This is a genomic window from Streptomyces sp. NPDC040610 (genome assembly GCF_055594065.1).
Genome location: NZ_JBVIXA010000027.1, coordinates 1483 through 22984 on the forward strand (window position 1 = coordinate 1483; position 21502 = coordinate 22984).

General features: G+C 70.6%; 24 protein-coding genes. 11 read left to right on the top strand and 13 right to left on the bottom strand.

From position 1 onward, the window contains the following. From fxsT to ACZ6AA_RS40520, 4 genes are all read right to left on the bottom strand, one after another. A partial coding sequence (gene fxsT / locus ACZ6AA_RS40505) for an FxSxx-COOH system tetratricopeptide repeat protein (protein WP_471463552.1) occupies positions 1-2057 on the bottom strand: 2057 nt, incomplete at its 3' end. A 343-nt stretch (positions 2058-2400) separates the two neighbouring features. Then, on the bottom strand, positions 2401-2760 hold the full coding sequence (locus ACZ6AA_RS40510) for a hypothetical protein (RefSeq protein WP_471463554.1): 360 nt from the start codon (positions 2758-2760) through the stop codon (positions 2401-2403). 341 nt (positions 2761-3101) lie between these two features. Then, a complete protein-coding gene (locus ACZ6AA_RS40515; protein ID WP_471463556.1) occupies positions 3102-3239 on the bottom strand; it encodes a hypothetical protein in 138 nt (45 codons plus the stop codon). A 237-nt stretch (positions 3240-3476) separates the two neighbouring features. Continuing rightward, positions 3477-4748, bottom strand: coding sequence for a replication-relaxation family protein (locus tag ACZ6AA_RS40520; RefSeq protein ID WP_471463558.1), 1272 nt, complete (start codon positions 4746-4748; stop codon positions 3477-3479). Between ACZ6AA_RS40520 and ACZ6AA_RS40525 the strand changes: the two genes are divergently transcribed. The 4 genes from ACZ6AA_RS40525 to ACZ6AA_RS40540 all read left to right on the top strand — a co-directional run bounded on the left by ACZ6AA_RS40525 (position 4676) and on the right by ACZ6AA_RS40540 (position 6927). Further along, complete coding sequence (locus ACZ6AA_RS40525) at positions 4676-5038, top strand: hypothetical protein (RefSeq protein WP_471463560.1); 363 nt, start codon at positions 4676-4678, stop codon at positions 5036-5038. The genes ACZ6AA_RS40520 and ACZ6AA_RS40525 overlap by 73 nt on opposite strands. Before the next feature lie 131 nt (positions 5039-5169). Next, positions 5170-5334 carry a hypothetical protein gene (locus ACZ6AA_RS40530; RefSeq protein ID WP_471463562.1) on the top strand — a complete coding sequence of 55 codons (165 nt, stop codon included), beginning with the start codon at positions 5170-5172 and terminating at the stop codon, positions 5332-5334. A 128-nt stretch (positions 5335-5462) separates the two neighbouring features. Continuing rightward, complete coding sequence (locus ACZ6AA_RS40535) at positions 5463-6137, top strand: hypothetical protein (protein ID WP_471463563.1); 675 nt, start codon at positions 5463-5465, stop codon at positions 6135-6137. 73 nt (positions 6138-6210) lie between these two features. Beyond that, the gene (locus ACZ6AA_RS40540) at positions 6211-6927 is read left to right on the top strand and encodes a hypothetical protein (protein WP_471463565.1); all 717 of its coding nucleotides are present in this window, start codon (positions 6211-6213) and stop codon (positions 6925-6927) included. On the opposite strand, the gene ACZ6AA_RS40545 is transcribed toward ACZ6AA_RS40540, so the two are convergent. The 3 genes from ACZ6AA_RS40545 to ACZ6AA_RS40555 all read right to left on the bottom strand — a co-directional run bounded on the left by ACZ6AA_RS40545 (position 6928) and on the right by ACZ6AA_RS40555 (position 8255). Further along, complete coding sequence (locus tag ACZ6AA_RS40545) at positions 6928-7284, bottom strand: hypothetical protein (RefSeq protein WP_471463567.1); 357 nt, start codon at positions 7282-7284, stop codon at positions 6928-6930. A gap of 74 nt (positions 7285-7358) precedes the next feature. Continuing rightward, positions 7359-7664 carry a hypothetical protein gene (locus ACZ6AA_RS40550; protein ID WP_471463569.1) on the bottom strand — a complete coding sequence of 102 codons (306 nt, stop codon included), beginning with the start codon at positions 7662-7664 and terminating at the stop codon, positions 7359-7361. Between the two features lie 123 nt (positions 7665-7787). Further along, positions 7788-8255, bottom strand: coding sequence for a hypothetical protein (locus ACZ6AA_RS40555; protein ID WP_471463571.1), 468 nt, complete (start codon positions 8253-8255; stop codon positions 7788-7790). Between the two features lie 430 nt (positions 8256-8685). On the opposite strand from ACZ6AA_RS40555, the gene ACZ6AA_RS40560 reads away from it, so the two are divergent. After that, positions 8686-9615: a LysR family transcriptional regulator gene (locus ACZ6AA_RS40560; RefSeq protein ID WP_471463572.1), complete on the top strand. Its 930-nt coding sequence runs from the start codon at positions 8686-8688 to the stop codon at positions 9613-9615. Between the two features lie 306 nt (positions 9616-9921). On the opposite strand, the gene ACZ6AA_RS40565 is transcribed toward ACZ6AA_RS40560, so the two are convergent. Next, complete coding sequence (locus tag ACZ6AA_RS40565) at positions 9922-10575, bottom strand: HNH endonuclease family protein (protein WP_471463574.1); 654 nt, start codon at positions 10573-10575, stop codon at positions 9922-9924. 146 nt (positions 10576-10721) lie between these two features. Here ACZ6AA_RS40565 and ACZ6AA_RS40570 point away from each other — a divergent pair, with 146 nt between their 5' ends. Next, complete coding sequence (locus tag ACZ6AA_RS40570) at positions 10722-10991, top strand: hypothetical protein (protein ID WP_471463576.1); 270 nt, start codon at positions 10722-10724, stop codon at positions 10989-10991. 8 nt (positions 10992-10999) lie between these two features. On the opposite strand, the gene ACZ6AA_RS40575 is transcribed toward ACZ6AA_RS40570, so the two are convergent. The 3 genes from ACZ6AA_RS40575 to ACZ6AA_RS40585 all read right to left on the bottom strand — a co-directional run bounded on the left by ACZ6AA_RS40575 (position 11000) and on the right by ACZ6AA_RS40585 (position 14595). Then, positions 11000-11197 carry a hypothetical protein gene (locus ACZ6AA_RS40575; RefSeq protein WP_471463578.1) on the bottom strand — a complete coding sequence of 66 codons (198 nt, stop codon included), beginning with the start codon at positions 11195-11197 and terminating at the stop codon, positions 11000-11002. 188 nt (positions 11198-11385) lie between these two features. Further along, positions 11386-12564 (bottom strand): hypothetical protein, encoded by a 1179-nt coding sequence (locus ACZ6AA_RS40580; RefSeq protein WP_471463580.1) that lies wholly within the window; start codon positions 12562-12564, stop codon positions 11386-11388. Positions 12565-13080: 516 nt separating this feature from the next. Then, complete coding sequence (locus tag ACZ6AA_RS40585; protein ID WP_471463582.1) at positions 13081-14595, bottom strand: hypothetical protein; 1515 nt, start codon at positions 14593-14595, stop codon at positions 13081-13083. Positions 14596-14963: 368 nt separating this feature from the next. Between ACZ6AA_RS40585 and ACZ6AA_RS40590 the strand changes: the two genes are divergently transcribed. Both ACZ6AA_RS40590 and ACZ6AA_RS40595 read left to right on the top strand, forming a co-directional pair. Next, positions 14964-15260, top strand: a complete 297-nt coding sequence (locus ACZ6AA_RS40590) for a type II toxin -antitoxin system TacA 1-like antitoxin (RefSeq protein WP_471463584.1) — start codon at positions 14964-14966, stop codon at positions 15258-15260. Next, positions 15257-15643 carry a fic family toxin-antitoxin system, toxin component gene (locus ACZ6AA_RS40595; RefSeq protein ID WP_471463586.1) on the top strand — a complete coding sequence of 129 codons (387 nt, stop codon included), beginning with the start codon at positions 15257-15259 and terminating at the stop codon, positions 15641-15643. Before ACZ6AA_RS40590 ends, ACZ6AA_RS40595 begins: the two co-directional genes overlap by 4 nt. 53 nt (positions 15644-15696) lie before the next feature. Here ACZ6AA_RS40595 and ACZ6AA_RS40600 read toward each other — a convergent pair whose 3' ends face one another. Then, a complete protein-coding gene (locus ACZ6AA_RS40600) occupies positions 15697-16368 on the bottom strand; it encodes a hypothetical protein (RefSeq protein ID WP_471463588.1) in 672 nt (223 codons plus the stop codon). An 87-nt stretch (positions 16369-16455) separates the two neighbouring features. Next, complete coding sequence (locus tag ACZ6AA_RS40605) at positions 16456-17832, bottom strand: hypothetical protein (RefSeq protein ID WP_471463590.1); 1377 nt, start codon at positions 17830-17832, stop codon at positions 16456-16458. Positions 17833-18227: 395 nt separating this feature from the next. Here ACZ6AA_RS40605 and ACZ6AA_RS40610 point away from each other — a divergent pair, with 395 nt between their 5' ends. The 3 genes from ACZ6AA_RS40610 (at position 18228) to ACZ6AA_RS40620 (ending at position 21029) form a co-directional block, all read left to right on the top strand. After that, positions 18228-19055: an endonuclease I family protein gene (locus ACZ6AA_RS40610; protein WP_471463592.1), complete on the top strand. Its 828-nt coding sequence runs from the start codon at positions 18228-18230 to the stop codon at positions 19053-19055. Between the two features lie 148 nt (positions 19056-19203). After that, positions 19204-19863: a hypothetical protein gene (locus tag ACZ6AA_RS40615; RefSeq protein WP_471463593.1), complete on the top strand. Its 660-nt coding sequence runs from the start codon at positions 19204-19206 to the stop codon at positions 19861-19863. A 44-nt stretch (positions 19864-19907) separates the two neighbouring features. Next, positions 19908-21029, top strand: coding sequence for a hypothetical protein (locus ACZ6AA_RS40620; protein WP_471463595.1), 1122 nt, complete (start codon positions 19908-19910; stop codon positions 21027-21029). Positions 21030-21502 lie beyond the last annotated feature (473 nt).

Genomic DNA, 21502 nt, shown 5'->3' on the forward strand with positions numbered 1-21502 from the left:
GCGGTGAGGGTGTCGGGGTGGTCGGGTCCCAGCACCCGCACCGTGTCCTCCAGCACTTCAGCGGTGGCAGTGGCGGCACCGGCCACATCCCCCGCCATTCCCCGCCACCAGGCGAGATGGTCGCGAACGGTGAGGGTGTCGGGGTGGTCGGGTCCCAGCACCCGCACCGTGTCCTCCAGCACTTCAGCGGTGGCAGTGGCGGCACCGGCCACATCCCCCGCCTCCCCCCGCCACCAGGCGAGATTGTGGCGCGCGGCAAGGGTTTCGCAGGTGTCGGGGTGGTCGGGTCCCAGCACCCGCACCCAGTCCTCCAGCAGCTCGGTGTACGCGGTGACGGCACCAGCCGCATCCCCCGCCTCCCCCCGCCACCAGGCGATACTGTTGCGCGCGGCAAGGGTGTCGGGGTGGTCCGGTCCCAGCACCCGCACCCAGTCCTCCAGCAGCTCGGTGTACGCGGTGACGGCACCAGCCGCATCCCCCGCCTCCCCCCGCCACGAGGCGAGATTGTGGTGCGCGGCAAGGGCATGGGGGTGGTCGGGTCCCAGCACCCGCACCGTGTCCTCTAGCAGCTCGGTGTACGCGGTGGCTGCCCCGGCCGCATCCCCCGCCATTCCCCGCCACCGGGCGAGATTGTTGCGCGCGGTGAAGGTATGGAGGTGGTCGGAGCCGAGGTGGGAGGTGGCGGCGTCTGTGAGGTGCTGGTAGTACTCCTGGGCGGCGATGACCTGACCCGCTTCGCCGAGGCTGGTGCCTCCGCGGTACAGCACGTCATGCATATCGGGCTGGTACAGCGCCGCTCCGGCGTGGGTGGTTAGGGCGGTGGTGTTGGCGCGCAGGGCGGTGGCCAGGGCGGTGTCGCGTTCGATCTCGGGCCAGGGGGCGAGCAGGGCGTCGGCGGCGGTGCGGGCGAGCTGGTCGTGCTGGTCGGGGGTGAGGGTGTCGCGGGTGGTGCGCTGGATGAGCTGGTGGACGCGGACGGCTTGGTGGGGGGTGTTTGGGGTGTGGTTGATGAGGCTGAGCCGGTGCAGGGCCCGCAACGCGCCCTCGGCTTCCTTCACAGTGGCGGGCGGCACGAGGTCGGGTTGCCGTTTGCGCCGCCACCACCGCTGTCGTGGGCGGACCGGGTCGGCACCGGTGCCGGTCGGGGTGCGATGTGCGGTGAGGTGGGTGAGGGCGGGCTCGCTGGTCAGCACGGTCTGGGGGATGCCGTTGGGGTCGAGCAGGGAAGCGAGCTGGAGCATGGGGCGGGCCAGGCCGGCGGGGTGCAGGGTTTCGGCGCGTTGCAGGGACAGGGACCAGGCGGCGGTCAGCGGCACGGCCTGGTCGTCGGGGAGCCGGTCGGGGGTGGTGTCGGCGAGGGTGGTGGCGCGGTCGGCCAGCAGGTCCCGGTACGCGGCCGCGTCCTCGCCGGTGTCGATGAGGTAGGCGGCGGCCTGGGCGAGGGCCAGCGGCAGATGTCCGAGGTCGGTGGCGAGGGCGGCCAGCAGTGCTTCGGGCTCGTGGCGGTCGTGGGCGGCCAGGGTGGCGGTGAGGTAGGCGGCGGCTTCGGCTGCCGTGAACAGGCCGACCTCGATGCGGCGGCGGTTTTCTCCGGTCAGGGCGGCGTCCCGCCGGCGGGTGGTGACCAGGGTGCGGCCGTGGGGGCTGCTGGGAGGCCACAGACCACGCAGGTCGTCGGGGTCGGTGACGTCGTCCAGGACGATCAGCCACCGGCACGGCCTTGCCCCGGCCTTCGGTGTTAGCCAGGCCAGGAAGGTCTGTGTGGCCTGCTCGGGGTCGTCGGGAGCGGCCCCGCTCAGTTCCACGCCAGCCCGCCCAAGTCCGGTGACCGCCGCCGAGCGGGTGCTGGCGGTCACCCAGACCAGTACGTCCAGGTGGCCGCCCGATGCGTTGTCCCAGGCGGCGAGCGCGTAGTCGGCGGCGAGCTGGGTCTTGCCGACCCCGCCCATGCCTGTCAGCACCTGTCCCAGTACCGCGGTGCCACCGGCGTCCACCGCCGCCCGCAGCCGGTCCGTCTCGGCCCGGTGCTGGAAAGACTGCGCTCGGGAGGGAATCACACCGACCTGATGCGGCCAGGGCGCCAGCGGGCGAGAGGCATGTTGCTGCACCAGGGTCAACTGTTCAGCGCGCACCTGGTCGATATAGCCGGTGTTGGCGATTCCGCCGGACGACGCTTCCGCGTTCCCAGTGGCGTGCACCCGTACCTGGGCGAAAGGAGCGCCGTCCGTGCCGGGGGCCGCGCGGTAGCCGGTGACCGCCGTCGCGCTAACACCAGCTGTGGCGTTTCCGGTGCGGGCCACCGCCACCTGCGCTTCGTCGCCTTCCACGGGACCGTGCGGCTGCTGCTTTCCTGCGGTCATTCGACCGTTCCTTTGGCGCCCGGATGCTGCCCGGGCCTGGTCAGCTGTGGTCGATGCCGCTGACAGCGGTGCTGCCCGGGCCGTGGGCCGTGCTGGGACCCGTGTCCTCTACCGTCGCCGCACCGTCACCGGCGCCTGCCGGACGCTTGATCCCGGTGACCGCGCGGCCGCCGCTTCCCGCCTCTCCCGCGCCGGACCGGTGGACCTCATCCCTGGCCGCAGTATGCGCCGAGGGGACAGAGCGCATCGCCCACAGCAGGCCCGCGATGCCGGTCGCGGCCTGCACCGACGCGCAGGCCAACTGCGCCGCGCCAGGGCTGCCGAGCAGCCAGACCAGCGGCGTGGTGACGATCGCGGCCACCGCCACGACGATGACGGTGATCTTCCAGCGGTGCGACACACCGCCTCCTCCCCTGGAACTCCGCCCGCCGCCCCGCTCAAGAGGCTGGTACGCGGTGGCTGTACCTAGGAAAACGCCTCTGCACGTCCGCCGGTTCCGGCAAGTTTGCGCAAATCGGGCAACTTCCGGCCCGGTGGCACACGCAGAATCACCGGTAGTCGGCCACTCCGTTTGCGTCTGATGACGATCCTGCTGGCTTATTCCGTGCTTAGTGGGGCCCATCGCCCGGACGGTATCTGCGCTAGCCAGCTTGCTTGCCTCGGCGTCTCTCTCACTGCGTGAGTGGATAAGCCAGCAGGATCGTCACCAGCCGCAAACGGGGGGGCACTTTGGGCTGGTCGTCAGGTGAGGAGGGCGACGAGGGTGGTGACCGCGGCGAAGGTGGTGGCGGCGCGGGTGAGGGCCGTGGGATAGCTGGCGTTGTCCATGCGGGCGAGCTTGCCCGCGCCGGCGGCGGCCAGCAGTGCGACGAGGGGCACGAACAGACGCGGAAGAACGCGCGCGATGCGGCCGACGACCCGGACGAGGAGGACCGCGTCCTGATGGCCCAGGTGGAAGACGACTACTGGGTGTGGAAGGAGTTCAGGCCCTCCCAGGCCTCCCGAAGCCGGTCGCCTGACCGGAACCGCGCAGCACGAAGTCCCGGGCCTCAGCCATGACCCCCGGGGCTTCGCTGTGCACATGACGCCCGGCTCAACGAGGCGGGCCCGGCCCGGTCACCGGCTGACCGGCTCCGGGTATCGCTCCCGTCGGCGGTCCGGGTGGTCGGTGCCGATCCGTACCCACTTCTCGCGGCGCTGCAGGGCGGGCAGCGTGATGACGAACACCGAGGCCGTGATGCCGCCGACCGCCTCGGCGAGCGCCTCCAGGCGCCGCTGCAGCAGGTGTTCCTCGAGGCCCGCCAGGACTACGTGCAGCGGCGGGAAGCGGCTGCTGCGGGTGTAGCGGTAGCGCGACCAGAACGGGAACGTGCCGCCGATGGTGCCGCGGGCTCCCTCCCAGACGCGGTGTCCGGCGTACCGCTCGTAGTCCCAGACCTCGCGGGCGAGCTTGGCCCGCGGCATCGTGCCGTTGTCTATCTCGAAGAGGCGGACCTCGAACGTCTGGCCCGGCGTGGCGAGCACGGCGTCGGTGTTGAACGTCAGGCCGACCTCCTTGATCGCGTGGTTGACCTCCACCTGCCAGTCGGTCAGATGCTGGTGGCCGCCGAAGGCGAGGATCGTCTCTGTCACCGCCAGGGCGTGCGGGCCAACCCCGGCACGGACCGCCTTCGCGCCGGTGCCCGCGCGCGGCCGCGCGGGCAGCTCGTTGCCGTCGGCCACCGCCCGCAGCCCCGCCCGGGTCAGATTCCAGATCAGCTCCTTGCCCTGCTTGCCGTTCGTCTCCGCCAGGCCCTGCTCCGCCAGCTTCCGCATCGCTCGGCGCACGTACGAGCGGCCGTCCGCGTCCTCGGCTGTGATGACCCGCGCCATCTGGCGGACGGTCGCGACGCGCACGCAGGCCAGCATCCGCAGCGCGTCTCCCCGAACCCGGGGAGACGTGGGGGTGGAAGACCGCTGCCCTCCAGACGCAGGAGGGGCAGGGAGAGAGGTGTCGGCGCCGCTGCCGCTCCCTTGTCCGGGGGTGTGGCCTGCGGCGATGGGCGCGGCTGCCGAATCTGTCACGGCACTGGATACGGCACTGGAAACCGGGCGGCGCCGCGCCCTCGGGTCGTCACTGGTCCAGGTCCAGATCGCCCTCTTCGCGGTCGCGGGCACCCAGTGGCCAGTGTCGTCGTACGACATGTCGGCGCTCCTCATCAGCGTAGCGCGGACCTCCGGACAGAGATCCGATGTCGCCTGATACGGGTCTGGATGATCATGCTCGTGTGACATCTCGCGCCGCACTTTTTCCGACCGGCCCCGGTGAGCCAGGCATGGAGCTCCCTGACCGGGCCGCGCCCGGAGTCGAGGCCCTCGCCGGAGCAGTCGCCGACGCGGCCTGCGCATTAGCCGACGCGGCCAGCCCCACCGGGTGGAACCTTGCGGCCGCCGAGGACGCTGCGAAGGCCATCGACACCATCGCCGCAGCGCTCTCCGATATCGACCCCGAGGCCGCCCGGCTCCGGGCGGCGATTCCCGCGGCGACCAAGGCCCTGCTGCGCCACTTCGGGCAGGAGCAGGAGGCCGATGCCGCCGGAGCCGCGCCCGCCGTCCGGTCAACGCAGCTCCCGAAGCCGCGACGGCGGGGGCTCGGACCGGGGTGGCAAGGCCTCCCGAGCGCGTCAGCGAAACGCTGACACTCGTTACAGCAATCCATTGAGTAGCGAAGTCGGCCAAGCCGCCGTCGACGCGTTCACTTCCGGCCCGGGCCGGGCAGGCTGAGCTGGCCTCGGCGGAAGGCCCGCCGGGCCGGAGAGGGGGCACCGCCATGGGTGTGTACCAGGACCAGGCCATGGAGTACGCGAGCAGAGCTGCGAACTTCCAGGGTGAGGAGAAGCGGACCGACGCCATCGGCGAAGGGCTGGCCGCCGTGACGTACGCGCTCCTCGAAGTGGCCGAGGCGATACGGGAGAGCACCGCCGCGCGGCAGTAGCCCCGCCCCTCCGCAGGGCCCGGCCCGACGGGCTCTGCCCACCACCTCCGACTCCGGCGGTAGAAGTGTCATATGCCGCCTAGGCAAGAGTTCTTGTCGAGCCATCATGCGACAAGGAGACTTGTCGCATGAATACTCCGGCACCCACCGAGAACCCCGAGTTCTGGACCGACATCCGGACCCTGCGCGATCCCGCCTACCGCGAGATCGACCCCGAAGAGCTCTTCGCCCTCACCGACGCCATCAGCGACGCGGCCAACGACCTCGCCCGCTGCATCTCCACACGCGAGCAGGAGTACCGCGCCTCCGGCGACGAGGCGCCCCCCGGCGTGATCATGTCCGGCGACTACCAGCTCGCCCTCCTGCACGCCCTGCGGCACGCGGACCGCGCCGTCGACGGCCTGGCCGCCCAGGCCGCCAAGGTCGCCGGACACCAGGGCGCCAAGTACACCCACCTCGGGGCCGCATGGGGCTTCACCAAGCAGGCCGCCCGGCTTCGCTGGCCCGACGCGGTGCCCGCCCGCGACCGCCAGTTCCGCCAGGCCATCTCGCTGGAGTTCGCGGGCGGCTCCGCCTGCGTCAACTACGCCCCGGAGGCGGACGCCTGGTGGTACATCGCCACCGGAGCCGACGGCCAGTACGAGGAGAGCACTCCCGTCCACGGCGACTCCCCGACCGCCATCGCCCACGCCACCGAGTTCCTCATCCAGCACGCCGCACCCGAGGCAGATCACTCGCACTGCACCGAGCCGCACAGCGACCACAACGGCGAGTACGTCGACTGCGACGGACAGCCCCTGTAACCACGGCCAGCTGCTCTTGGGGACACTATGACCGAGCCCGTCGAGGTCGACGGGCGCGTGACGGGAGGGTCCGGTGCTCGGGTTTGGCGGGTACGACGTGGAAGCGCCGGCGGAAGCCGCCCCGCCGGGATACCCCGCCGATCACTGGTGGTGTATCCCGGTCGGCGGTGTCGTCGTGCAGCGCCACGACCCCGACGCCGCGGCCGCCACACAGGCGGCAGCCGACGACGCCTGCGCCGGCACGGCGGCGCCCGCCTCCGGGATGGGGCTGGAGCTCCTGGCCTGCCCCGCGTGCGGCGGCACCGACAACCTGCTCGCGGACGGGCGATGGGGCGACCGGCTGCGGATGACCTGCTCGTGCGGGAACACGCTGACCAGCCCGGATCTGCCTGCCACACACCGCGACACGGACTGGGGCCGCTTCCTCCTCCAGCACCTGATCCTCGGCTCCATGGACTCCGGCTACGACGCGCGGCGCATACGACGCCTGCTCACCGCGTACCAGGCTGCGCAGCGGGACCGGAAGCAGAGCGCGTGGTACTCCGGCCCGGAGGCCGCGCACATCGCGCTCGCCCACCGCATCGACCCGTCCGTCGGCGACCTCGGGCCCGCGCTGGCCGACGTGCTGCACCTCCGCCTGCCCGGCCGTCACAGCGGGGACACCCTCACCCTGCTGCTCGTACGGGCGGCGTTGGAGCTGACGGACAGCGCACCCGACAGCCTCGATGCCCGGGAACTGGACCTCGTCGTACGGGATCTCCTCGACGGCCTGCGCACAGCGTCGGGCTGATCAGACCGAGCCGGTCCCGATCGCGAAGACAACAGTGCCGAACTCCCCCAACGCCCAGGCCGCTGCTGCCTGGTCGGCCACGGCCACGGCGTGGGGCGTCAGCTCGAGCAGCACGGTGAAGCGGGGGTCGATGCCCGGCACGGCGCGCGCGGCTGCGCAGGCGGCCGGCACCGCCTCCAACCGGGTCCGGACCCGTGCGGGGTCGGGGTGCTCGCCTTCCACCACGTCTTTGAACGGGCCCCAGAGCCGTTCCCAGATCATGGTGGCGGCGTCCAGATCCGGCTGCCGGATCAGCCACCGGCCGGACTGCACCGACCGCTCAGCTTCCACCAGGGCCGTGGCGAACGTCGTCGTCATGCAGGGACCCTACTGACGCGGAGCCCCGCACCGGCAGGCTGGCGCGGGGCTGGATGCTGTCGCGCTGCCGCCCGTCAGGCCATGTGGTCGATGACGCGGTAGGCGACGTAGAGCCCGTACAGGCCGAGGAGCAGGCCGAGGAATCGTGTCCAGGCGGGCAGGGTGCGGCGGCGATGGGTGGTCCACATGCGCTTGAGCCGTACGACGGCGGAGAGAGCCCCGAGTGCAGCGATGGCGGTGAAAATCCAGAAGAGCACCGGCCGGTCGCTCAGCGGCGCCTTGTGTACTCCGGCATTGCCGATGATTAACAGCAAGTAGGGGGCGATGTACTGGACCGGACTGAACTCCCGGATCCTCTCAGAGGTGCTGGAATCGTTCATGGATTACCTCCTATGCCTAGTGAGTATCGGCATGGAGGTGTGCCCCACGGGAGGGGGAGCAACCGTGGGGCACACGTCCATGCCGACACTGTGGAGTGCCTTACCGAGTGATTCGGTACAACATCAGAGGATGATGTCGATGATCCACTCGATGGCTGTCTTGGCTGATATTGCACCGCCCACGGTTAGGGCCTTTTTCACCCAGTCAGGAAGGGTTTTCCACTTCTTCGTGAAGTGCCCCTTGCCCTTCTTTGCCCATCCGGTCAGCTTCTTCTGTAACGACTTGGGAAGTGCCTGGAAGGCCTTCTTCAGCGCCTTTTTCTTCAGCTTATCCAGGATGCCCTTGGTGGCGGCCCTGTCATCGCCGATGCCGGATGCCGACTTCTGCTTGGCGAGTCCTCCCGCCTTGAGGAGCTTCCGGCCTTCTGGAGAGCCGAGGCGGCTAGACCAGGCTTCGGGCGAGGAAGATTCCCGGCCGGGCGCGGGGCTGCTGGAGGTGGCTGCGGCCGTGTCACGGTGCGTGGTGGCCTGGGCCGCCGTGGTGCCGGTTACGCCGAGGGTTAAGGCAGCCAGGGCGGCGATCGCACCCATGCGGATATTTCTACGATTCACTATGCTGTCCTTTTAAATAAGACGGCTCGGGAGATACTGCGGTGCGCTTATGGCCTGGAGTGTCGCGTGCGCAAAAAAGATGACTACTGAGCCTCGCGCCTTTCGTCGGGTCGGCTCATAACTTAGCCCTTCTCGGATCATTGGTAAAGGTCTGAAAATCCCGTTCACTATCAATCTGTGACCACGCTCATCTGGTGAATGTGAAGCGGCAGGTGATCTGGCGTCAAATCCCCTGGCGAGTCGGCAGCGGCATCCGCATTCAGTCGAGATTTTCTACCACGGTCAGATACTACTTTGAGTACCAACTGGGGTCTATCAGGAATTTTCGATATGGCGATTGGGGCACCCTCCCACCTCCCTCTCACCCAACGAATCAGGCGGTTTATGATGGCGCCGGAGGTAGCGAGCTATGCGCGTGGAACAGTTGGAGTATCTGACGGCGGTCACACGGCTGGGCTCGTTGCGCCGTGCTGCAGAGGAACTGCACTTATCACAGCCAGCGCTGAGCGAGACACTCCGAAACCTGGAGCAGGAACTGGGAGTGAGGCTTCTGGAGCGTAAGCGTTCCGGAGCGAAGATCAGTGACGAAGGGCGCGTACTGCTGCCGCACATCGCCGGCGTGCTGGATGCGGTCGACCGGCTACGCCTGGCAGCCGACGAGCAGCACCAGATCAGCCGCAGGCTGCGGCTGGGCACGGTCAACGCAGCTACGGTCACGCTTCTCGCGCCTGCCATCCGTGAGTTCCGCGCTGCCCACCCTTCGACACAAGTAGAGGTGATCGCGGAGCGGCAGGACGGTATCCATCAACACCTCACGGAGGGCAGTTTCGACCTCGGGTTGGTCAGCTACCTCCGAGAGGATGACCTGCCACCGGGCCTGCACACCACCGAACTGCTGCGCGGACGCCCAGTCGTCTGCGTCCGCCCGGACAGCCCGCTGGCGGCGCTCAACGCTGTCACCGTCGCTGACCTGCTGGCCCAGCCGTTGATCGTGATGCGATCCGGCTATGCGATGCACCGCTACATCCACCGGCTGCTCAAAGGCAGGATGCCCGCCTTGTCGTACTGGACCGACGGCGCCGAGATGGGCAAGTTGATGGTGGCCGAGGGGCTCGGAGCCACCGTGCTGCCCGACTACAGCGTGCTCGACGACCCGCTGGAACGCAGCGGCACGATCATCTACCGCCCGCTGGCCGACGACACCACCGAGCTCCGCGTCATGATCCAGCGACGCCACGCACGCTCGGTGCCCCCGGCAGAACGAGACCTGCACGCCATACTCGTGCGCCGGGCCGCAGAGCGGCGCACAAGCCGATCTGCCGGTGAAGGGCTGGACTGAGGCCACAGAAGCTGACATCGGCAACGTTGGACCAGCACCGGCCAACCTGATCCCGCAAGGCGGATCCGACTTGCCAGCTGGAGTTCTCCTGCCTCCGAGATGGGACCCAAGACCATAGCCAGCCAGCGATCTTGTCGAAGTCCCGGCCTTCCGGCCCGGGAGGCAGACGACGACGGGCTCTCAGCGAGGGGCCAGGCCAAACTACGGCGGCCCCGTGCTGATCGTGCAGGACCGCCGGGAGTGTCCCGTACGGGACACTCCCGGCGCTGACAAGGGGGACTTCGTACGCGGCCTACCGCCCGAGGGCTAGCGGGCGGTTTCGACCTCGATTGGCGTGTTGGGGCACTCGTTCAGCGTGCTGGTGAGCGCTGACGCCTCGGCCGAGTCGATGGTGAGCTGCCACCGGGTCTTGATCGTGACCCAGGTGGTTGCGTACTGGCAGTGGTAGCCCGCGGCCGGCGGCATCCAGGTGCCGGGGTCTTGATCGGCTTTGCTCCTGTTGCTGGCGGCGGTGACCGCGATCAGCGACCTGTCGTCGCCGAGATCGTTCGCGTACGCCTCGCGTTCCGCGGGGGTCCAGGCGGATGCGCCGGAGTCCCAGCTCTCGGCCAGCGGGACGAAGTGGTCGATGTCGAGGCCACGGGGGCCGTCGACGTATACGTCGTCGTACGGCGAGTACCAGCGGCCCCCGCTCAGCGTGCAGCGGCCCGTCCGTGCGGGGTCGGTGACGGCTTCGTCGAGGAGGACCTCGGCCCGGGTCGAGCAGCCGTCACGATCGGCGTCGGTCCAATGCCGGAAGAGATCACGGTCGTAGCCGGTGCGGTCCTCGTCGGTAACGGTCAGGGCAGCGAGGGCCTCACGGACGGGCATGGCGACGTCGTCGCCGGGTGCGGCGTGGGCGCTGGCTGGGGCGAGCAGGGCGGTGAGTGCGGCCAGGGTGGCGGTGGCGCGGATGCGCACGGGCTCCTCCGAAGATCGCGAAACAGTCGTGATCTTCGTAGCGGGGCCCGCAGGGGCAGCGGGGCGGAACCGGCCTCGCCTCACCCGCGCGGACGGTAAGTCACACGGACAGCCAGCCTGTTCGAAGCGGCTTAAAATCGCTTCTCGTGACAGACATCCCCGCCGATGTGATCGAGAAGCAGCAGGAGGCGGACGACGCGCACGCGCATGTCCGTGATGTGCAGGAACGATTTGGCCCGCCCACCCGGGAAGGCGGCTGGACCGACGACCAGCACGCCGAGTGGCACGAGGCGTGGACCGCCTGGCGCGAGAAGGCCGCGGCGGCGCAGGCCGCGATCCGCAAAGCGGGCGGCCTGGATGTCGAGGTCGCGGTGAAGGCGGCCGTACGGTACCCGCAGGCGAACCCCGCCGAGTAGGGCGCGCGCTACGCCCAGGTGGTCAGGATGCTCCAGTCCTCGCCGTCGTACGCGGCGAGCTCGATCCGGATGCCGTCGATCCCGTCGTACAGCCCGACGGCGTCCCGGAACCGCCGCTCAGCCGTCGCCCGCGTGTTCCACCAGCCCCGCATGACGGTGGTGTCGTGGCGGGTCAGGGTGAGGCGGGATCTGCCGGGCTCGTCCACGGGGGCAGTGTAAATCCGGCCACACCCAGGGCGAACGTACGTGCGGCGCCGGATCCGGGAAGGGGTTCGGCGTACCCCGTGTATCCGCTGGCACTAGGCGGACCGGGTCGTTCTGCTCCTCCAGAACAGCCCACGGGCAATACGGGCCCCGCTCCTGGTTCTCGCCTCACACCTCACAGGCTCATAGCTCACCCCGTCTGCCTGGTGGAACATGCTGTAAGGCTCACAATCCCCGCGTCGTCGGGGAGGTCCTGATGATGCTTGCGGGGAACGGGCAGCAGCGGGTGCGGGCCGCCGGGCATCAGTCCTCGGCGGCGGAGAACCTTCTCCCGGCCGCAGCACCATGCGGTGCAGAACGTCCGCGGCCGGCCGGTGGATTCGGGCAGAGGCTGGGTGCACACCGGGCAGCAGCCGGGCCCGGCGACGGGCGCCAGGCGCTGCAGCAGCCGCTGGATGCGCCCGTTCTCCTCCGGGGAGTCGAAGTGCCGGACGTCGGCCCGGCCGTGGCAGCCCGTGAGGAGCCCGGCGAACACCTCGCGCAGCTCGGTGACGTCGCGGCGGCAGGCACCCAGCAGGGCGAGGAAGTCCTCGACGGGCCAGGACGCGAGGACCCCGGAGCGGGTCAGGTAGAGGCCGACGGAGTCGATCCGGTACCGGTCGGCGGCATCGAGCAGGAGGTAGCCAGTCAGCTGCCAGGCGGTGCGCTGGGACATCTCCGCCAGCGGGTGGCGGGTGCTCTTGAAGTCGAGCAGAAGGCCGTCGACGGTGAGGTCGGCGTCGGCGGTGATCCGGGCGCCCGCGAACGTCGGACCGCCGGTGCAGTCCTCGGGCCGGGTGCGGGCCCGCAGGGCTTCCAGTGCGCCGTCGGAGGCCTTGTGGAGCTGGGCGGTGACGTCGGCGACCAGGTCGCGGTGTGGGAGCTCCAGGAGCCGGGTGAAGGTGAAGGCTCCGGGGTCCTCGAGGGCAGCCCCGGAGAGCGGGGTGAAGGCGAAGCCGATCGGCGTGCGGGCGAGGACCTGGTACCAGGCCGCGGAGATGAGCATGCGCGCCAGGTGCTCCTCCTCGTCCTGGGCACGGTCGATGGGCAGGTGCCGGTTGTCGAGGTCCAGGCGCCGGACGGTCTCGGTGAGGCGCGCGGTGAGTTCGTTGCCGACGGCGCGCATCTTCAGGCCCGCCCCGCGGCCGCCGATGCTGCCGGTGAGGTCGATTCCGATCAGGGAGGCGAGGTCGACCGGCGCGGCCGTGGTGAAGGCCAGCCGCAGCCGCTGGTCGATCGCCGTGCCCACAGTGCCGGCCTCGGTGCCTACGCCGGGCGGCGGGAGCAGGATGTGCTGGGCCTGGTGCTGGGCGCGGTAGCTGCTGCGCAACGGTCGTGCGCCGGCGGATAGTTCACGGTCTAGGAACCGGCGCAGCGGGGTGTGAGGGCTTCGCAGCCCGTCGGTCAGGCTCATGAAGGACCACCGCCGTTCATCGGGCGCCACCAGGGCGCAGAGATGTCACGGTTCGGACGGTAGGGAGAGGGACTGACACCACGTCACCGGCAGGGAGTAGCTGGAGGGCACCGCGGGCGCGGGATTCACCCGCACGAGTGGCGCGGACCCTTTGGTGACGACGGCGGGGTGGTCAGCAGCAGTGCGGAGCGGGGGGCGCTTCACAACAGGAGAGGTCGCTTGGGGAGCAGTTGGTAGGTGACCCGGTGTTCTCCCCGTGATGTCCTGGAGCCGAGCAGCCGGACTAGTGGCGCTTACCGAGCCCACGGAGTCCAACAGAGCGCGGCCCGGGAAGGGGGGAGGCCCGCTCAAGGCACTTTGATCAGTCCACCCGCGGGTCCGTAGGTCCAGGCTCCATCGTTTCGCGGCGGCCGCCGGGCGGACGAGGCGCGCTCAGCGGGTACGTGGTGGGGTCATGCGGGCGTGGAGCAGGGTGCTGCGGGTGAGCTCGGTGCCGTGCTGGTGTTCTTCGTTGAATAGCGCGGTCAGGCCTTTGGGGGCGGTCCAGTGCTTGCGCAGGTTGATGGTGGCGCCGAGGTCGTTTAGGAGGGCGTCGGTGACGGTCGCGGCCTCGCTGGGCCGGTCGCCCCAGCCGTCGCCCCACCACAGGTGCTCGGTGGGTGTGCAGGGCGCGGGGTGGACGTGCCCGTCGCTGGTGGTGACCCACACGGTGTGGTGCAGGACGACCGAGGCGAGTTCCGCGCCGCCGGCGGGGAGGGACAGCGGGGCGTAGAACCGCCAGGATGGCTTGCCGCCGTCGCCGGGGGTGCGCAGGACGGGCATGTCGGTGAGCGGGTCGATGAAGAACGCCTCTGTGTTGTCGCCGCGGGCGAGGACGGCGTGGGCGGCGGTCGGGTCGCACATGGTCAGCCGCCGGGCCCATCGCTCGCTGATTGCTCCGGGCTGTACGGGGACTTCGGTGACCGTTCCGAACGGCAGCAGGTCCGGATCGCGGCCGATGGCGACCTCGAGGGCGGCGACGGCGTCCGGGTGGCTGCTCAGGGCGAGTTTGTGCCAGCCGTCCTTGAGCACCTGGCGGTCGCCGTCGCATGGCAGGGGGTGGCCGGTGGTGTCGGGCACGGCGCCGATGACGACGGGGTTGGGGCGATCGCTGTACCCCTCCTTACCGAAGATCTCGTTGTCGAGGGCGGTGTGGTCGATCCGGTTGTTGCGGATGCTGTTGGCCATGTCGGTCGCGGCCGCCCGCGCGGCGGTGTCGAAGGTGTTGTTGCGGGCCGCCTGGCGCAGGACCTTCTCGTTCTCGTTGGGTGGCACCTCGACCACGGCTGCCGGGGCCCCGGGCTGCCACTGACGGATCAGCTGCGGCAGGCGCAGCAAGTCGGGCCACCAGGGCAGGTCGTGACCGGCGAGGGCCGCGACGTTGCCCCAGCCGGCTTCGTACTCGATAGCCGGGTGGGCGGTGTCCGCGGCGACCAGGGCCGGCCCGTGAAAACTCATGTCCCCGTACAGGGCGCAGACGGTGACGACACCGTCCGGGTTGCCGCGGCCGGCGAGGGCGGAGGCGACGTCCGTGGCGACCTGGCGGTCGTCGCTGTGCACGATGCGGATCACGCCGAGGGCGGTGTGCCAGTCCAGCGCCGGTCCCCGCACCGTGTCCTGGTAGCCGCCCCACCGGCCCGGTGCCGGATTCTCCGGCGCAGGACGCACCAGCACGGCGCCGCGGTGAGCGAATTCCGGTGTGCCCGCCGCCCACCGATAGACCTGGGTACCGTCCCAGACCTCCTCGGGCTCCTTCATGTCCCGGAACACCGCGCGCGGGACGTGGGACAGCTCTGCAGGCTGCGGAAAGTCGTCGTACTTCCGCACCAGCCGCCACAACCCGAAGGCGTTGACCCCCAGCAGCCGCTGGACCTCCGCCTTCGACAGGTAGCTGCTGCTCACGCCCATACCGACACTCCTCACCGTCGGGGACCCCGATGGCGGCCCCGGGCCAGGATGGGACGCAGCAGCCTCGCCGCACACGGAGAGTGCCACGCCCTGCCCGGTTCCCCACCCGCATTGACCGAGAAGGCCCTCTTGCCGAGCCCAGCCAGATACACGGGCGGCATGGCAACGGTCGGCCCCGCCACGGACATCACCGCCGGGCGCAGCCCTTCTCCGCTTCCCAGTCCGTGATCAGAACAGCGTGGCCGATCCGCCTCGGCTTCCCCGGAGCTGCGCGCCGAGACCGACCGGACCCGAACAGGCTGACGGTGCCCGCCCCCCCCCGGGCGCATCCCCTGACACCAGCTGGTACCACTGGTACCGTGGGGGCCATGACGGATCCCAAAGCGATGAATCTGCGCTTCCCCGATCCTGACCAGCGTGCGGCCATCGCCGCCGCGGCGAAAGCGTCGGGCGTCAGCATGCAGGAGTACATCCTCTCGGCCGCCTACGACCGCGCGACCGCCGTCGAGCGGCGCTTCCTGGAGGGCTTCCGGAGGTCCATGGCCCACAGCAGCACCGCGTTCGCGGCCGAGCCCGGCACCGCCGACGCCAGCGCCGAGCAGCGTGCGGCCGAGCAGGAGGCTCAGCGGGATCTTGAGCACCTGGAGCAAGGACATGCCGCGTGACCCAGCCCGAACCGCTCCACCCGCTCGACGTCACGTTCCTGCTGCACGCCGCCGAGCTCCTCGACGGTGATCCCCAGGTCGACGACTTCGGGCCGCTCTACGCTGCCGTCGCGCGGGTCAATGCCCGGGCCATGGAGCGCGACATCTACGGGTCGCTGTTCCTCAAGGCCGCAGCGCTGCTGCAGACCCTGGCCAAGCTGCCGTGCCTGGAACACTCCAACGACGCCTTCGCCTGGCACGCCACCGAGGCGTACCTGCTCCTCAACGCGCGCGAGCTCGACTACCAGCCCAAGGCGGCCGTCGCGCTCGTGCGCGACGCGGCTTCCGGAGCCCTCGGCGTGGCCCGGATCGCTCGCCAATTGCGTGACTGGGCCGACGCCTGATCCGCCTCCGCGCCAGCGCTGCGTGAGCGCGTCGAACTCAGCAGTTGGGGACTTCAAGCCATGCGACGGGCGCCAGTCGGCGGTGTCGTCCTCACTGTGGGGCCGTGCGTTGTAGATGACGCGGCCGCGGAGGGCGACGACGGGCATCCGGCAGGCGGGTTTCCTCCGCGGAGCAGGCGCTCGCGTTCCAACCGGGCGCGCGCGTCGGGTGTGTGCGGGTCGGGGCCGGGTGGGGGCGCCGGGGTGTGCAGGGCGCGTTCGATGTCCTCGCTGGTGCGCAGGATGCGTGTGTCGTGGGGTGGTCCTGCGGGCCACAGGTGTAGCAGGTAGTCCTCGAGGGGTTCGTCGAGGACCTTGCCGGCGGCGCGGGTTCGGCCGCGGGCGTGGAGTCGCAGGCGGTAGGGCCCGATCCCGCGGGTGCTCAGCAGGGGCAGGCCGCGGACGTCACCGAGTTCCAGGCACTGCACGCGCAGGCGGCCGGTGGGGGCGTGCACGGTGACCTCGACGACCTCTTCCCACCCCGCCCACCGGTCCGGTGCGGTGGGCGGCGGACCGGTGCTGGTGTGCGCCTGGACGCGGACGGGACCTTCGCTCACGCCGGTGGCGATCAGTGCACCGGCGGACATGACGGCGATCAGGCCGTTGGACCAGTCCGCGGTGTGGGCGGGGATCTCTCCGGCGTCCAGGACGCCGAACAGGCCGTCCACCGCTTCCACGCGCGCCATGCGCTGCCTCCTGTCTTCGGGGGTGTCGCCTGCGGGGCGGCCGCTGTCGCGGGCGTGTTCCGGGCGGCCGCCCCGGCGGGTGCGCGGTCAGTCGGCCCGGGCGGCCAGAAGCTGGGCGCGGGTATAGGTCGTCGAGCCGTCCTGTGGGGTGGAGGCCAGCAGTTCGAGCAGTCCGGGCGGTGCTTCGGGACCCCCCGGGGTCATGGCGGGGGCGGAGATGTCGGCGAGCAGGGCATCGAGGAGCTCGGCGAGGGTGTGGCAGCCGGTGCCGGGGTAGCCCCAGCTCACCCCGCATCCGGGGCGTTCGGGAGCGAACCACAAGGTGTCGTCCTGGGTGCGGATCCACACCGTGTGGCTGCTGAGGGTGAGGGCGGCGAGCGGGGAGTCGGTGGGCAGGCGCTGCACCGCGAACGTGGCGATCTCCCGCTCCGATTCGGGTGAGCGCACCGCCGGGATGCCGGTGACGGGGTCGGTCTGGAGGTTCGCGGTGCTCGCGTCGGGGGCAATGCCGAGCAGTATCTTCTCCAGGACGCTGGGGTGCTGGGCGCGGTCGGCGGGCAGCAGGCGGGTGGCCCATTCCCGGGCAGTGGCACAGGAGCTGGGGCAGGCGGAGACGAGGGCGCCGGTGTGCCAGTCCTTTCCGCCGTCCCAGCGATGGGCGAAGTCGGCGGCGCGGTGGGCGAGGACGTCGCGGCGCTCGGTGATGGCCAGCCAGCCGGCCCGGCGTACGACTTCCGGCGGTTCCGCAGGGTCTGGGTGGCGCAGCTCGGCCGGGACAGCGCCGAGGTCCAGGTGGGCGCCGTCGCCGCCGTCCGCTGCGTTCTTGCGCAGGTCGGCGAGCTGGGCGGTGACCGACGCGTGGTCGCGGCGGCGGACCTCGCGGGCGAGGTACCAGCACACGGCGGCGGCCGGGGATCCCTCCGGCTCACCGGCGGCGAGTTCGGCCAGGGCGCTGATGGGAGTGGTCGCGTGGCAGGCCGGGACCTCTGCCGGGGGTGTGCCGGGGCGCCAGGCAGCAATCGCCCCGCGGTCGCGGAGCTCGGAGAAGAAGTACGGTGCCCGCTGCCCGAGCACGGCGGCGAGCTGCCGCCAGGTCGTCTCGTATTCCTGGACGGTGGCAAGGTCGTAGGCGAACAGCTGGGGCACGTGCGCGTCGGACACCGTGACCTGGGTGCTGGACTGGGCCACGACCACGCACGCGTACCGGTCGGCCAGGTGCTCCTCGTGGCGGCGGCGCAGCGCGCTCACGACGGCCGTGCAGGTGGCGTTGCCGTCGATGAGGGAGTGGGCCAGGCCGAGGGCGCCGCGCGGGGTCTGCCACCGTAAGACCGCGTAGTCGTCGGTGAACTCCGCTTGGTCGAAGACCGCTGGTCCGTCCGTGGCCGAGGATGGCTCAAGCCACCGGGGGCTCGTGGTGCCGCTGTCGTTGTCGTCCCGCCCGGGGGTGCGGTTGAAAAGCCCCATGATGATGTGCCTCCACGGTCTGTCGGCAATGCGGCCCGGTCCGGCTCGTCAGGTGCCGGACCGCGGCACCTGTCCCGTCCAGAGCACCATGCGGGACTGACAACCGGCCCCGCTCGGCAACGAATTCGGACAGGCCGCAGATTGCGTGCGCGGGGTCCCACCCGCCAGCCCGGGCCCGCCGGCTGCCCGGAGACATCCCGGAGGTTGTGAGCGCGGCCGCCGGGCAGGGCCTTCACCTTCTCGGCACTCAATGATCGCGGGCTGTCCACTTCTACGCGCGTGGTACGTGGCACGCTCCATGGCTTGAACCATCCATGAACTGCCCGTACCGGGCGCCGCGTTGGGGCTCGACGGCCTGGCGCGTGCCTTCTGAGCGAGAGGACTCCCCCCACATCATGTCCGCTCATCGTCTGCGCCGCCGCTGGCGGCGCCCCGTCCTGGCCGTGGCCGTTGCCGCGGCCGTCGCGGCGCCCGCGGCCGCCTTCGCCACCGACCACTCCCCCACCAAACCCGCACACCCCCCGGCGGCCGCGCCGTTGGACGACTCCTACTACGAGGGAGCCCTCGGCAAGACCGGGCCGGAACTCAAGACGGCCCTGCACACGATCATCAGCGAGCAGACTGCTCTGTCCTACGACGAGGTCTGGGACGCGCTGCAGACCACCGACGAGGACCCCGCGAACGCGGACAACGTCCTGCTCATCTACTCCGGCCGCTCCCAGGCCAAAAGTGCCCACGGCGGCGGCGCCGACGACTGGAACCGCGAGCACGTCTGGGCCAAGTCGCACGGCGACTTCGGCACCGCGACCGGCCCCGGCACCGACATCCACCACCTGCGCCCCGAGGACGCCTCGGTCAACTCCACCCGCGGCAACCTCGACTTCGACAACGGCGGCAGCCCCGTCGACGAAGCCCCCGGCAGCTCGGTGGACGCCGATTCCTTCGAGCCGCGCGACGCGGTCAAGGGCGACGTCGCCCGTATGATCCTCTACATGGCCGTCCGCTACGACGGCACCGACGCCTTCCCCGACCTCGAACCCAACGACCAGGTCAACAACGGCAGCGCACCGGCCATGGGCCGCCTGTCGGTCCTCAAGCAGTGGAACGACGCCGACCCGCCCGACACCCTCGAGAAGACCCGCAACGACCGGATCTACGGCATCCAGAAGAACCGCAACCCCTTCATCGACCACCCCGAATGGGTCAACGACATCTGGAATTAGGTTCTCGGTGTGCGCCGTCCCTCGTGGCGGCGCACACGTATAACGGACCTCACCACTCGGACACCCCGCTGATCCCCTCCCGGGGCGACCGGTGTGCTTACGAAGGAATTAGGGTCGACGAGTCGCCTTCGAGTGCCGGGGAGTTGCCGTGGACCATCACCTCGAGCGCGGGCAGGTCTACCGGTCCTGCATCACAACGTCGGGGCCCGCACGGTACGTACGGATCCTGGTAGGCGCCCCCGGCCGCAAACGCGTGACGATCGCCGAAGCGGCGACCGGCCGGCGGGAGCGGGACGTCGACGCCGACCAGCTGCACCCGTACCCGGTCGGCCCGCGGGGCGGCGCGTACCGGCGCGGCTACGTCCACATCGAGACCCGCGAGTGGGTGGAACACCTAGCGGATGCGGCGCTGCGCGGCCACCCGTTCACCATCGCCGCCTCGTCGCTCTCCCAGAACCCGTGGCGCGGCGGCTACCTGCGGCTGCGGCCCGAGGCGAACTTGTCCGCGGTGCGCGCGATCGTCGCGGCGCTGGAGGCGGCGGACTGGACGGTGGAGCCCTCCACGGTCGCCGCCGACGAGCTGCGCGTACGCCTGCGCGGCCGGCGCACCTGCCCGGCCACGCACCCCGGACGCGGCGGCCGGTGGTACTGCGATCTGGACCGCGGCCACCGCGACGAGCACCAGGACAACGAGACGCTGGAGTCGTGGGACGACAACTCCCCGCCGCCCGCGGTGTGGTGGCTGCCGGGCCAACCGATTCCCGGCCCGCGCGAGAGTTCCCCGGTGGGCGCGCTCAGCGCTCGCTGAGCGAGCTGACGACCGGCAAGTGAAGCTCGGCCAAGGGGGCAGCTGTGCGGACGGTGTACGACGGTGACCTGAGTGTCTCCTACGGGCAGTTCTACGTGGAAAGCCGCCTCTACCGCCCGGCCGGGGAGAGAGTCGAGGACCGCGCCGGTCAGAGCAACGGGCTGTGCGGGGCTGCGAATCCCGGCAGCCTGTTCCTGACGACGGGGCTGCACACCGGACGTGTGGGCCTGCGGGTGGAGGTCCACGAGGCCGAGCCACCCCTGGATGATCAGTGGGAAGAGATCGTCGAGGTCTCCTTCCGCCCCGCGTCCGCGGAGACCACCGTCGTGCCGTGGGGTGACGGCGCGATCTGCTCGCTCGATCTGCCCGTCACCGACTACCGCGTTCGCTACTGCGCGCGAGGCATGGATATGACACCCGACGATGAGCTCTCCGTCCTGGACGGCGGCCCTGTGGTCGATCACTACCTGCTGCAGTTCTGGCCCGCCAAGCCCGCTGCGGACCGCGTGATCAAGCAGACGACGCGGAGCGCCGCATACTGGCATGATCACGCCTGCACTCTGCCGCCCCCGCCCGGACCCGAGGAACGTGCCAAGGCCCAGCGCCTTCGACGCGAGGCGGAAGAGACGCTCGTCCGAGAAGCACAGCGGCAGGCGGAAGCAGGCGACTGGGGCGGGCGGGCACCGAGCCCGGCGCTGCGCGAGGTCGGCGGCAACAAGTGGGGCCTCATCGCCCTGGACCGCGACCTGGTGGACGCTGTGGACCGCGCCGATACAGCCGCCCAGCGAGCCATCGCCCGGTGGGCCGTCAGCTACGCCATCACCAGGGCTGAACTCCATACGTTCTATACCTTCGCACGCGCCATCCGGGCGCTGGAGGTCGGCGAGGAACTGCCGGTCCCCCTCAGCGACCGGGCCGGGGCCTGGGAGTGGTTCTTCGCCCAGAAGAACCTGCCGCACACCTTCGTGCGCTCACTGCACGGTTCCGAGGGTCAGGTGCTGCAACAGGCCACGGCGATGATCACGCTGTTCGCCGCAGTACAGGAGGACCCGCTGCGCGCCGCCCTGGACGCCCTCTACGCGGCCGCCGCCACCTACGGCAGCGCCTACCCCCACCTCCTGACACAGGCGCGCGACGCGTTCCCGGACCTGGACTGGCCATCCTGAAACGGTGCTCGCTCCCACCGTCACCGCCCGCCACCGCTCCCGGCTCTCCCGGCTGTGCGCTCACCAGGTGGTGTGAGACCGGACAGCCGCGGTCGCCGGTGGTGGGCCACGGCGCCCGGCTCATTCCGTACGACGCGCTCCTTGGCCACGACGAGAGCCGCGCCGACGCGGGGGTGTTCCGTCGGCCTCAGATACCGTCTCGGGACCTCCGGATCAAAGGTTGGAGGCGGCCTTCCAGGCGTGGCCCCAACTTCGTGTCGGGGCCGCGACCGCGTGCCCGGTGGCACCGGGGCCCGGCTGTCAGTGGCGGGGACGACAATCCCTGCATGACTTCACCCCAGTACCTCCAGAACCTCCTCGCCGAGTTAGGACTGGAGGAAGCGGCCACGTTCACCGCGATGCACGGCGGCGACGAGGATGCCGTCATCCGTCTTTTCGGCGGCACCCCCGAGCAGTGCCGCCCCCTTCCACTG